Raw genomic sequence first — 11,085 nt, 5'->3', positions numbered from 1 at the left:
CTGCCGACGGTGAGACGAATTAAAGTCGCTGCATAAAAGTACTTGCCAAGCTGGGCTGTACCCCATATACTCTCGTTTCTTCAGGCTCGTAGCTCAGCTGGTTAGAGCACCACCTTGACATGGTGGGGGTCGTTGGTTCGAGTCCAATCGAGCCTACCAACGAAATGGAATTCCGGTCTCGCCGGGGTTTCGCAAGCTGCAGTAAGCGCTGTGAGCGCAAAAAGGCGAATACGGTTATGACACCGCGAACGTTGACCGAAACCACTTCGGAGCGACGCTAGTCGAGGACCTCTTTCGCCAGTGATGCTTGCGTAAAATGTGAATGCGGCCCCTCGAAAGTGGGGCCGCATTTTTTTTGTCTTTTTGACCCTGGTTGTATGTGCCGCCGCCGGTCGGCACCACGGAGAACGCAATGGTTTCGATACGTTTGCCTGACGGTTCTGTTCGACAGTACGAGCATCCGGTGACCGTCGCCGAAGTGGCCGCCTCGATCGGCCCCGGCCTCGCGAAAGCCGCACTCGGCGGGAAGATCGACGGGGAGTTGGTCGATACGTCTGCGCTGATCGATCGCGACGTGGCGCTCGCCATCATCACGGAGAAGGATGCTGACGGACTCGATATCATCCGCCACTCGACGGCACACCTGCTCGCGTATGCGGTGAAGGATCTGTACCCCGAAGCGCAGGTTACGATCGGCCCCGTCATTGACAACGGTTTCTATTACGACTTCTCGTACAACCGTCCTTTCACGCCGGAAGACCTCGAAAAGATCGAAAAGCGCATGCAGGAGCTCGCGAAGAAGGACGAGCCGGTGTCGCGTCGCGTGGTGTCGCGCGACGAAGCGGTCGAGTACTTCAAGAGCATCGGCGAAAAGTACAAAGCCGAAATCATCGAATCGATTCCCGCCAGCGACGAAATCAAGCTGTACTCGCATGGCGGCTTCACGGACCTGTGCCGCGGTCCGCACGTGCCGTCCACCGGCAAGCTGAAGGTCTTCAAGCTGATGAAAGTCGCGGGAGCCTACTGGCGCGGGGACTCGAAGAACGAGCAGTTGCAGCGAATTTACGGCACGGCCTGGACGAAGAAGGAAGACCAGGAAGCATATCTGCACATGCTCGAAGAGGCCGAGAAGCGCGATCATCGGAAGCTGGGCAAGCAGCTCGACCTGTTCCACATGCAGGACGAGTCGCCGGGCATGGTGTTCTGGCATCCGCGCGGCTGGACGCTGTGGCAGCAGGTCGAGCAGTACATGCGCCGTCGCGTGAATGACGCCGGCTACCTTGAAATCAAGACGCCGTTGATCATGGACCGCTCGCTGTGGGAAGCGTCGGGACACTGGCAGAACTATCGTGAAAATATGTTCACGACCGAATCGGAAAAGCGCGACTACGCGATCAAGCCGATGAACTGCCCCGGTCACGTGCAGGTGTTCAACCACGGTCTGCGCTCGTATCGCGATCTGCCGCTGCGTTACGCTGAGTTCGGTTCGTGCCATCGCAACGAATCGTCGGGCGCGCTGCATGGACTGATGCGCGTGCGCGGCTTCGTGCAGGACGACGCCCATATTTTTTGTACCGAAGACCAGTTCATCAGCGAATCGATCGCGTTCAACACGCTGGCGATGAGCGTCTACCGCGACTTCGGCTTCGACAACGTTGAGATCAAGCTGTCGCTGCGTCCGGATGCGCGCGCCGGCACCGACGAAACGTGGGATCGCGCGGAGCAGGGGCTGCGCGAGGCGCTGACGGCCTGCGGCGTCACGTGGGAAGAACTGCCCGGCGAGGGTGCGTTCTATGGCCCGAAGGTCGAGTATCACATCAAGGACGCGCTCGGCCGCTCATGGCAGTGCGGTACGCTGCAACTCGACATGGTGCTGCCGGAGCGTCTGGGTGCCGAATACGTCGCCGAAGACAATAGTCGTCGTCGCCCGATCATGCTCCACCGGGCAATCGTCGGATCGATGGAACGCTTCCTCGGGATTCTCATCGAGCACCATGCTGGTGCAATGCCCGCCTGGCTTGCGCCGATCCAGGTCGTCGTGATGAATATCGCGGAAAGCCAGGCCGAATATGCGCAGTCGCTAGCCCAATCGTTGCAAAAACAAGGGGTTAGAGTCGAGGCCGATTTGCGCAACGAGAAGATTAGCTATAAAATACGCGAGCACACGCTGGAAAAGGTGCCGTACCTGCTGGTGGTCGGCGACAAGGAGCGTGAAGCGCAAACGGTAGCCGTGCGTGCCCGTGGTGGTGTCGATATGGGTGTGATGCCTGTTGACGCCTTCATTGAGCGTCTGCGCCAGGACGTGCAGTCGTTCAACTAACCACTCGGTACCCGGCTCGTTTTTTTTAATTTTTAGAGGAAACGTAACATCGCTACTGATAAGTCTGCGCACCGCATCAACGGTGAAATTACAGCACCCGAGGTGCGACTGGTCGGCGTCGAGAACGAACCGCTCGGCATCGTGAAACTCGCTGATGCGTTCCGCATGTCGGAACAGCAGGACGTGGATCTGGTCGAAATCGCCCCGCAAGCGGTTCCGCCGGTTTGCCGCTTGATGGACTACGGCAAGTTCAAGTACCAGGAAGCGAAGAAGCAACACGAGGCCAAGCTCAAGCAGAAGGTCATTCAGGTCAAGGAAGTCAAATTCCGCCCGGGTACCGACGACGGCGATTACAACGTCAAACTGCGCAACCTCGTCCGCTTCCTCGAAGACGGCGACAAGACGAAAATCACGTTGCGTTTCCGTGGCCGCGAAATGGCTCACCAGGAAATCGGCATGCGCATGCTCGAACGCCTGCGCACCGACCTCGACGAAGTCGGTCAGGTCGAGCAGATGCCGAAAATGGAAGGGCGCCAGATGATCATGGTGCTCGCTCCGAAGAAAAAGAAGTAAGCGCGAAGCAGTTGGCCGGAGCGGCGGCGTGCCATACGGCCCGCTCTCCGGTAGCGCAAGGTTGTTTGATGCTGTGCTGGGTGTCTGGCGCGGTGTTGGAAAATTTCGGAACGTCGCGCATGCAAGCGCGCAGTCGTTCCCGAAAAGCGGCCGCTGGCGGTATCGGCGGTCTGCATACCAAGTGGAATGGGTTTCGAAGGGCGGGAAATGGCCATTTGGCCGACCGCACACCCATGTCCATCTAATAATGGAGTTGTCATGCCGAAGATGAAGACCAAGAAGAGCGCTGCAAAGCGCTTCGTGGTGCGTCCGGGCGGTACCGTTAAGCGCGGTCAGGCCTTCAAGCGTCACATTCTTACCAAGAAGACCACCAAGAACAAACGCCATCTGCGCGGCTCCACGGCAGTTCACGATTCCGATCTGAACTCCGTTCGCGCAATGCTGCCGTTCGCTTAACCCTTAACCGACACTCATAGGAGCGAAACATGCCTCGAGTAAAACGTGGGGTTACCGCACGGGCCCGTCACAAGAAGATCATCAAGCTGGCCAAGGGTTACCGCGGCCGTCGCAATAACGTCTATCGCATCGCCAAGCAGGCGGTCATGCGCGCAGGCCAGTACGCCTACCGCGATCGCCGCAACAAGAAGCGTGTGTTCCGCGCACTGTGGATCACGCGTATCAACGCGGCGGTGCGTCAGCACGACATGACGTACAGCGTGTTCATCAACGGCCTGAAGAAGGCGTCGATTGAACTGGACCGCAAGGTGCTGGCCGACATGGCTGTATTCGACAAGGCTGCTTTTGCTGCGATCGTTCAGCAGGTGAAAGCCGCCGTTGCAGCCTGATTGCGCTTCTGGCAATTAAAACTGCGTGGTTCGTTGCAGCGAACATCCGGTAGTCACGGTGACGCTGCAACAAAAACGGGGCTCCTCACCGAGCCCCGTTTTTGTTGGTAGAACCAGTTTTGTTTCGATAGAACACTGACGTTGAAATGATGGGATCAATGGATCTGGACCAGATTGTCGCCGACGCGCAAAAAGCCTTCGCAGAAGCCCCCGACGTCACCACCCTCGAGAACGAGAAAGCGCGCTTTCTCGGTAAGGCGGGTGCGCTGACCGAGATGTTGAAAGGCCTTGGCAAACTCGATCCCGAAACGCGCAAGACAGAAGGCGCTCGGATCAACCTCGTCAAGCAACAGGTCGAAGCCGCGCTGACGGCACGTCGTCAGTCGCTCGCCGATGCGCTTCTGAACCAGCGCCTCGCCGCTGAAGCGATCGACGTCACGCTGCCGGGCCGCGGCGCCAATGCTGGCAGCCTGCACCCGGTGATGCGCACCTGGGAGCGCGTCGAGCAAATTTTTCGTACGATCGGATTCGACGTGGCAGACGGCCCCGAGATCGAAACCGACTGGTACAACTTCACTTCGCTGAACAGCCCGGAAAACCATCCGGCGCGTTCGATGCAGGATACCTTCTACGTCGACGGCAAGGACGCCGACGGCCGCCCGCTGCTGCTGCGTACGCATACGAGTCCGATGCAGGTACGCTACGCGCGTACCAACACGCCGCCGATCAAGGTGATAGTGCCCGGCCGCACGTATCGCGTGGATAGCGACGCCACGCATTCGCCGATGTTCAACCAGGTCGAAGGCCTGTGGATCGACGAGAACATCAGCTTCGCGGACCTGAAGGGTGTCTATACCGACTTCCTGAAAAAATTCTTCGAGCGCGACGACATTCTCGTGCGCTTCCGTCCGTCGTATTTCCCGTTCACCGAACCGTCGGCCGAGATCGACATGCAGTTCGAAACAGGCAAGAACGCGGGCAGGTGGCTCGAAATTTCGGGCTCGGGCCAGGTGCATCCGACCGTGATCCGTAACATGGGTCTGGACCCGGAGCGCTACATCGGCTTCGCTTTCGGCAGCGGCCTCGAGCGTCTCACGATGCTGCGTTACGGCGTGCAGGACCTGCGCCTGTTCTTCGAAAACGACCTGCGTTTCCTGCGTCAATTCGCGTGAACCGGCGCGCGCGAGCGCTACAAAGCAAAGAACGCGGTAGCGCACCCGGTGCGCGCCGCGAGCGTCCCCGGCGGAGCTCGCTGAACCGGCGCAAGACCACCGGCTTTACGAAGCACCTGCCGGACGTGGACCTAACCTGATCAGAACGTACACAGAACCATGCAATTTCCGGAATCCTGGCTCAGAACCTTTGTCGATCCCCGACTGACCACCGACGAGCTGTCGCACGCGTTGACGATGGCGGGTCTCGAAGTCGAAGACCTGCGGCCAGCCGCGCCGCCGACCTCGAAGATCGTCGTCGGCCAGGTGCTGGAAGTCGTCAAGCACCCGGATGCGGACAAGCTCAACGTGTGTCAGGTCAACGCCGGCACCGGCGCGACGCTGAACATCGTATGCGGCGCGCCGAACGTGGCGCCGGGCATCAAGGTGCCGGTCGCGCTGGTCGGCGCGCAACTGCCGCCGGCCGAGGAGGGCGGCGCGCCGTTCGCGATCAAGCTGTCGAAGCTGCGCGGCGTCGAAAGCCAGGGCATGCTGTGTTCGGCGCGCGAGCTGAAGCTCTCCGAAGATCACAGTGGACTGATGATCCTGCCGGAAGATACCCCGATCGGCCAGGACATCCGCGAGACCCTCAACCTCGACGACACCGTTTTTGAAATCAAGCTGACGCCGAACAAGGCCGACTGTTTGTCGGTATTCGGCGTCGCGCGCGAAACTTCGGCGATTACCGGGGCACGGCTGCGCTCGCTCGACATCAAGCCGGCTCCGGTGAAGCTGAATGAAACGCTGCCCGTGAAAATCTCGGCGCCCGATCTGTGCGGCCGTTTCTCGGGCCGCGTGATCCGCGGCGTCAATGCGCGCGCGAAGTCGCCGCAATGGATGGTCGAGCGTCTCGAGCGCTCCGGCCAGCGTAGCATCTCCGCGCTCGTCGACATCTCGAACTATGTGATGCTCGAGCTGGGGCGTCCGTCACACGTGTTCGATCTCGACAAGATCCACGGCGGCATGGACGTGCGCTGGGGACGCAAGGGCGAAACGCTGAAACTGCTGAACGGCAACACGGTCGAGCTCGATGAAACGGTCGGCGTGATCGCCGACGAGCAGCATATCGAAAGCCTCGCGGGCATCATGGGCGGCGACAGCACCGCGGTCACGCTCGACACCACCAACATCTATCTCGAAGCCGCGTTCTGGTGGCCCGATAGCATTCGTGGCCGCTCGCGCAAGTACAACTTTTCGACCGATGCAGGCCATCGCTTCGAGCGCGGCGTGGATTACGCAACGACCGTCGATCATATCGAACGCATCACGCAGTTGATCCTCGACATCTGCGGCGGCGAAGCGGGTCCGGTCGACGATCAGATCGTCAACGTGCCAAAGCGCGCGCCCGTGAAGATGCGCGTTTCGCGCGCGAACCGCATCATCGGCGTCGCGATCGGCGCCGATGAAATCGGGCAGATCTTCACGCGCCTCGGCCTGTCGTTCGAGCGTGACGGCGATACGTTCTCGGTGATGCCGCCGTCGTACCGCTTCGATATCGAAATCGAAGAGGACCTGATCGAAGAAGTCGCACGTATCTACGGCTTCGAAAAAATTCCGGCGCGCCCGCCGGTCGCGACCAGCGAAATGCGCGCGACCAACGAGACGCAACGCTCGATCCACGCGATCCGGCATGCACTCGCCGCGCGCGACTACGCGGAAACGGTGAACTTCAGCTTCGTCGACGCCGAGTGGGAGCAGGACTTCGCGGGCAATAACAACCCGGTGCGTCTAATTAACCCGATCGCAAGCCAGCTGTCGGTGATGCGCACGACGCTGTTCGGCAGCCTGATTCATGTGCTGCGCACGAACCTGAACCGTCGCGCGGCGGACCGCGTGCGCGTGTTCGAAGCGGGCCGCGTGTTCCTGCATGATCCGTCGATCAAGGCCGGCGAGCTGACGGTCGAAGGTTTCGCGCAGCCGAAGATGATCGGCGCGCTCGCCTACGGTCCCGCGCTCGACGAGCAGTGGGGGGCACCGACGCGTGCCGTCGACTTCTTCGACATGAAGGGCGACATCGAAGCGCTGGTCGCACCGGCGCTCGCGCGGTTCGTAAAGGCCGAGCATCCGGCGCTGCATCCGGGACGCAGCGCGCGTATCGAATTGAATGGTCGCGCAGTGGGCTGGATTGGCGAATTGCATCCGCGCTGGATGCAAAAATATGATTTGCCGCATGCGCCGATTCTGTTTGAAATCGAAGCGGAAGCATTAATGCAACGGGTATTGCCGGTTCCGTCGGAAGTTTCAAAATTCCCGCCGGTACGACGTGATATTGCGGTGGTCGTCGATCAGAAAATCGAGGTTCAGGCGCTGCTCGACGAGCTCCAGAAGGCCCAGTCCGAACCGGCCTGCAAGGCTGTCCAGAAGGTTGCGCTTTTCGACGAATTTCGTCCAAAATCAAACACTTCCGGTGGTCTGGCCGCGCACGAGAAAAGCCTTGCGTTCCGGGTGACCTTGCAAGATACTGGCGGAACCCTTCAGGATGAAACGGTCGATCTGGCTATTCAAACTCTGGTGGAACGTCTGGCTCGAGTATATGGCGCACGGTTGCGCGGATAACCCGCATTTAACATTTGCACGGCTGTTTCCGCATCCATTGTTTTACGCTTGGCGCGCCATTTGATAGATATGAATGAAATGAACTCGAGTGATTTCGAAGCCCTTCTTACGGCGCAACGCAGCGCCATGATTCGAGAAATTCCGACATCACCCGCCGTCGTTTCCAATGAGACGCCGACGCTCACCAAGGCGGAACTTGCCGAGTTGCTGTTCGACAATGTCGGGCTCAACAAGCGGGAAGCGAAGGACATGGTCGAGGCGTTCTTCGAGGTGATCCGCGATGCGCTCGAGAGCGGCGACAGCGTCAAGCTGTCGGGCTTCGGCAACTTCCAGTTGCGCGACAAGCCGCAGCGTCCCGGCAGAAATCCGAAGACGGGCGAGGCGATTCCGATCGCCGCGCGTCGCGTGGTGACGTTTCATGCAAGTCAAAAGTTGAAGGCGCTCGTCGAAAACGGCGCCGAAGCGAGCTTCGCGCGCTGATCGACTGGCGCGCTTTCGGGCAACCCATCACGGCTAACTGACGATGACTGCGACGATCGAAAAAGTCGTCTTGCCTCCGATTCCGGCGAAGCGATACTTCACGATTGGTGAGGTCAGCGAACTTTGCGGCGTGAAGCCCCACGTGCTGCGTTACTGGGAGCAAGAGTTCACCCAGTTGAGGCCGGTCAAGCGGCGCGGCAATCGTCGGTATTATCAGCATCACGAGGTGCTGCTGATCAGGCGGATTCGAGAGTTGCTGTACGAGCAGGGTTTTACGATCAACGGCGCCCGCAACCGGCTCGATTCGCATGGCGGCGGTGGGCCGGATGCCGTCATCGAAGCGGGTGAAGCTGCCGCCGGAGCCGCGGGGCAGGTCCAGGCATCGGCGGCAACGGTTGCTGTCGATGTCGAGAAGTTGCGCGAGGAACTGCAGAGCGTAATCGATCTGCTGGGCCACTAGTTAATGGGCTCGTTCGCTTTGTTCGTGTCGGGCGGTTCTAATCGAATGAAGTGTCTGTTATAATTTTTCTTCTGTTCGGGGCGTAGCGCAGCCTGGTAGCGTACCTGCATGGGGTGCAGGTGGTCGGAGGTTCAAATCCTCTCGCCCCGACCAAGATCAAAAAGGACTTACGGTGAAAGCCGTAGGTCCTTTTTTCTTGCCCGTCGCGGATAACTGCGACGCCCCGCGTCTCCGACAAGCAGGCGCCTGATGATCAGGCCTGCGCGAGCGACGCCGCAGCTCCCAGCGCCACAAACCGCTCCAAATGATGATCCTCATCCCCAAGCTGATGATCGATCATCACGAGCCGCTTCGCGTAATGCGCAAGCGGCAACTCCCATGTCATGCCAATCCCGCCGTGCATCTGGATGCATTCCTCTGCTACCCGGGTGCCGATCCGGCCGATGCTGTACTTCGCCGCCGACACCGCGCGCTCGCGCGCACTGCGTTCACCATCGAGAACCGCCGCCGCATTGATCACCGCCGAGCGCGCCTGCTCGATTTCGAGCAGCAAATCGGCCATGCGATGCTGCAACGCCTGGAAGCTGCCGATCGGCACGCCGAACTGCCTGCGCGTGCGCAGATAGTCGAGCGTGTAGTCTTTCGCGACGTCCATGGCGCCGACCGCTTCCGCGCACAGCGCGAGCACGCCGCAGCTCATTGCATATTCGAGCGTCGCAAAGCCCTGGCCGACTGAGCCGAGCACGGAGTCGTCGTCGAGCGTGACATTGTCGAACGTCACTTCGGCCGCGCGTCCCCCGTCGATCTTCCGATAGCCGCGCACGCTCACGCCCGCCGCGTCCCTCGGCGCCAGAAACAGCGTGATGCCGGCTTCGGCATCGTCTTCGCCGCTCGTGCGTGCCGAGACGAGGAACACCTGAGCATGCTCGCCATGCTGAACGACGGCCTTCGCGCCATACAAAGTCCACGCGCCGCTGTTGCCCTTAACGCTGCGCCGCGCGCGCGTCGCTGCGACACGAGCCAGTTCGTAATGACTGTCCGGTTCGCCATGCGCGAGCGCAACGATTCGCGAGCCGTCGATCAACGAATCCAGTGCCGATTTTTGCGCGTCACTGCCGCTGCGAGCGATCGCCCGGCCGACGATCAGGGTATCGAGAAACGGCTCGACGACGAGTCCCCGGCCGATACTCTCGAACACCACGGAAATATCGAACCCGCCGCCGCCAAAACCGCCGCTCGCTTCGTCGAACAGTGCGCCGATCACGCCAAGCTCCGCGAAGCGCGCCCACAATTCGGTGCTGAAGCCTTGCGTCGAGCGCGCGATCTGGTCGCGCGTCGCGAAGCCGTACTGCTCGCTGATAAACCGGTTCAGCGTATCCGCCAGCATGCGGCGGTCTTCGGTGTGCTGGAAATTCATGACGCGCGCCTCTTACAGTCCGAGGATCGTTTTGGAAATGATGTTCTTCTGGATTTCGTTCGAGCCGCCGAAGATCGACAGCTTGCGATTATTGAAGTACTGCGACGCGGCACTCGCGGCTTCGTCGGGGCCGACCGGCACGCCGTCGAAGCCTTCGTGCAGCGCTTCCTCGACGAATGGCTGCGCATAAGCGCCCATCGCGCGCCGCGTCAGCGACGAGATTTCCTGACGGATTTCGGTACCGCGAATCTTCAGCATCGAACTCTCGGCACCGGGCACGCCGCCGCCCGCCACTGCCGCGATCACGCGCAGGTTGGTCGTCTTCATGTTCTCGAGATCGATCTCGACGCGCGCCATGCGTGCCGCGAACGCGGGATCCTCGGCGAGCGGCCGGCCATTGCGCAGCTGTTTCGCGGCGATCTTGCGCAGACGGTTGAACGCGGCGACCGAAAAGCCGACGCCCGCGATATTGGTGCGCTCGTACGTGAGCAGATATTTCGCGTAGGTCCAGCCCTTGTTCTCTTCGCCGACGAGATTTGCGGCAGGCACGCGCACGTCGGTGAAAAACACTTCATTGACTTCGTGCTCGCCGTCGAGCGTGATGATCGGCCGCACTTCGACGCCCGGCGTCTGCATGTCGATCAGCAGAAAGCTGATGCCTTCCTGTTTGCGCACGTCGGTCGCGGTGCGCACGAGGCAGAAGATCATGTTCGCGTAGTGCGCGAGCGTGGTCCACGTCTTCTGGCCAGTGACGATGTAGTGTTCGCCCTGCGCATCCTTGCCGCGCACCGCCGTCGTCTTGACCGACGCGAGATCGGAGCCCGCGCCCGGCTCCGAATAGCCCTGGCACCACCAGTCGGAACCATCGAGAATGCGCGGCAGCCAGTGACGCTTCTGCGCGTCGCTGCCGTACCTGATCAGCACCGGCCCGAGCATGTTGACGCCGAACGGCACGACGCGCGGCGCGCCGGCTAGCGCGCATTCGTTCTCGAAGATGAACTTCTGCACCGCGTTCCAGCCTGGGCCGCCGTATTCCTTCGGCCAGTGATTCGCGAGCCAGCCCTGCGCGTTCAGAATAGCGTGCCACTCGGCAATGTCGTCGCGCGTCAGACGCCGGCCGGCGTGCACCTTGCCGGCGAGGCGTTGCGGCAGCTTGTCGCGCAGAAACGCCAGCACGCTGGCGCGAAACGCTTCTTCTTCAGGGGTGAAGTTCAGATCCATCG

The 11,085-nt window shown here is 60.7% G+C and carries 10 protein-coding genes and 2 tRNA genes; 10 read left to right on the top strand and 2 right to left on the bottom strand.

Features of this window, described 5'->3' with window-relative positions; translation table 11 throughout:
- The first annotated feature begins 82 nt into the window (after positions 1-82).
- From AB3X95_RS05380 to AB3X95_RS05335, 10 genes are all read left to right on the top strand, one after another.
- Positions 83-159: transfer RNA gene (locus AB3X95_RS05380), tRNA-Val, on the top strand.
- Positions 160-412: 253 nt separating this feature from the next.
- On the top strand, positions 413-2,320 hold the full coding sequence (gene thrS / locus AB3X95_RS05375) for a threonine--tRNA ligase (protein ID WP_176368087.1): 1,908 nt from the start codon (positions 413-415) through the stop codon (positions 2,318-2,320).
- Between the two features lie 48 nt (positions 2,321-2,368).
- Positions 2,369-2,893 (top strand): translation initiation factor IF-3, encoded by a 525-nt coding sequence (gene infC / locus AB3X95_RS05370; protein ID WP_075643713.1) that lies wholly within the window; start codon positions 2,369-2,371, stop codon positions 2,891-2,893.
- A 258-nt stretch (positions 2,894-3,151) separates the two neighbouring features.
- Positions 3,152-3,349, top strand: a complete 198-nt coding sequence (gene rpmI, locus AB3X95_RS05365; protein ID WP_006052501.1) for a 50S ribosomal protein L35 — start codon at positions 3,152-3,154, stop codon at positions 3,347-3,349.
- Positions 3,350-3,378: 29 nt separating this feature from the next.
- Positions 3,379-3,738 carry a 50S ribosomal protein L20 gene (gene rplT, locus AB3X95_RS05360; RefSeq protein WP_006052502.1) on the top strand — a complete coding sequence of 120 codons (360 nt, stop codon included), beginning with the start codon at positions 3,379-3,381 and terminating at the stop codon, positions 3,736-3,738.
- Positions 3,739-3,896: 158 nt separating this feature from the next.
- Positions 3,897-4,910 carry a phenylalanine--tRNA ligase subunit alpha gene (pheS, locus tag AB3X95_RS05355; RefSeq protein ID WP_176368086.1) on the top strand — a complete coding sequence of 338 codons (1,014 nt, stop codon included), beginning with the start codon at positions 3,897-3,899 and terminating at the stop codon, positions 4,908-4,910.
- A 159-nt stretch (positions 4,911-5,069) separates the two neighbouring features.
- A complete protein-coding gene (gene pheT / locus AB3X95_RS05350) occupies positions 5,070-7,505 on the top strand; it encodes a phenylalanine--tRNA ligase subunit beta (protein ID WP_368620850.1) in 2,436 nt (811 codons plus the stop codon).
- A 69-nt stretch (positions 7,506-7,574) separates the two neighbouring features.
- Positions 7,575-7,985 carry an integration host factor subunit alpha gene (locus AB3X95_RS05345; RefSeq protein WP_176108086.1) on the top strand — a complete coding sequence of 137 codons (411 nt, stop codon included), beginning with the start codon at positions 7,575-7,577 and terminating at the stop codon, positions 7,983-7,985.
- Between the two features lie 43 nt (positions 7,986-8,028).
- Complete coding sequence (locus AB3X95_RS05340; RefSeq protein ID WP_368620849.1) at positions 8,029-8,445, top strand: MerR family transcriptional regulator; 417 nt, start codon at positions 8,029-8,031, stop codon at positions 8,443-8,445.
- A gap of 76 nt (positions 8,446-8,521) precedes the next feature.
- Positions 8,522-8,598: transfer RNA gene (locus AB3X95_RS05335), tRNA-Pro, on the top strand.
- A 100-nt stretch (positions 8,599-8,698) separates the two neighbouring features.
- Here the strand turns inward: AB3X95_RS05335 and AB3X95_RS05330 are convergent.
- Complete coding sequence (locus AB3X95_RS05330) at positions 8,699-9,862, bottom strand: acyl-CoA dehydrogenase family protein (protein WP_368620848.1); 1,164 nt, start codon at positions 9,860-9,862, stop codon at positions 8,699-8,701.
- Positions 9,863-9,874: 12 nt separating this feature from the next.
- Entirely contained in the window at positions 9,875-11,083 is a 1,209-nt protein-coding gene (locus AB3X95_RS05325) for an acyl-CoA dehydrogenase family protein (protein WP_184226605.1), read from the bottom strand.
- Positions 11,084-11,085 lie beyond the last annotated feature (2 nt).

Origin of the sequence: Paraburkholderia sp. BR13444 (genome assembly GCF_040948755.1) — a bacterium.
Lineage (GTDB): Bacteria > Pseudomonadota > Gammaproteobacteria > Burkholderiales > Burkholderiaceae > Paraburkholderia > Paraburkholderia youngii.
This window is presented reverse-complemented; position numbering and strand designations above follow the sequence as displayed.

Excerpts from the sequence above, each read along its gene's own strand:
- AB3X95_RS05325 (WP_184226605.1), bottom strand. The coding sequence starts at position 11,083 with ATGGATCTGAACTTCACCCCTGAAGAAGAAGCGTTTCGCGCCAGCGTG.
- rplT (WP_006052502.1), top strand. The coding sequence starts at position 3,379 with ATGCCTCGAGTAAAACGTGGGGTTACCGCACGGGCCCGTCACAAGAAG.
- AB3X95_RS05340 (WP_368620849.1), top strand. The coding sequence starts at position 8,029 with ATGACTGCGACGATCGAAAAAGTCGTCTTGCCTCCGATTCCGGCGAAG.
- rpmI (WP_006052501.1), top strand. The coding sequence starts at position 3,152 with ATGCCGAAGATGAAGACCAAGAAGAGCGCTGCAAAGCGCTTCGTGGTG.
- thrS (WP_176368087.1), top strand. The coding sequence starts at position 413 with ATGGTTTCGATACGTTTGCCTGACGGTTCTGTTCGACAGTACGAGCAT.
- pheT (WP_368620850.1), top strand. The coding sequence starts at position 5,070 with ATGCAATTTCCGGAATCCTGGCTCAGAACCTTTGTCGATCCCCGACTG.
- pheS (WP_176368086.1), top strand. The coding sequence starts at position 3,897 with ATGGATCTGGACCAGATTGTCGCCGACGCGCAAAAAGCCTTCGCAGAA.
- AB3X95_RS05345 (WP_176108086.1), top strand. The coding sequence starts at position 7,575 with ATGAATGAAATGAACTCGAGTGATTTCGAAGCCCTTCTTACGGCGCAA.
- AB3X95_RS05330 (WP_368620848.1), bottom strand. The coding sequence starts at position 9,862 with ATGAATTTCCAGCACACCGAAGACCGCCGCATGCTGGCGGATACGCTG.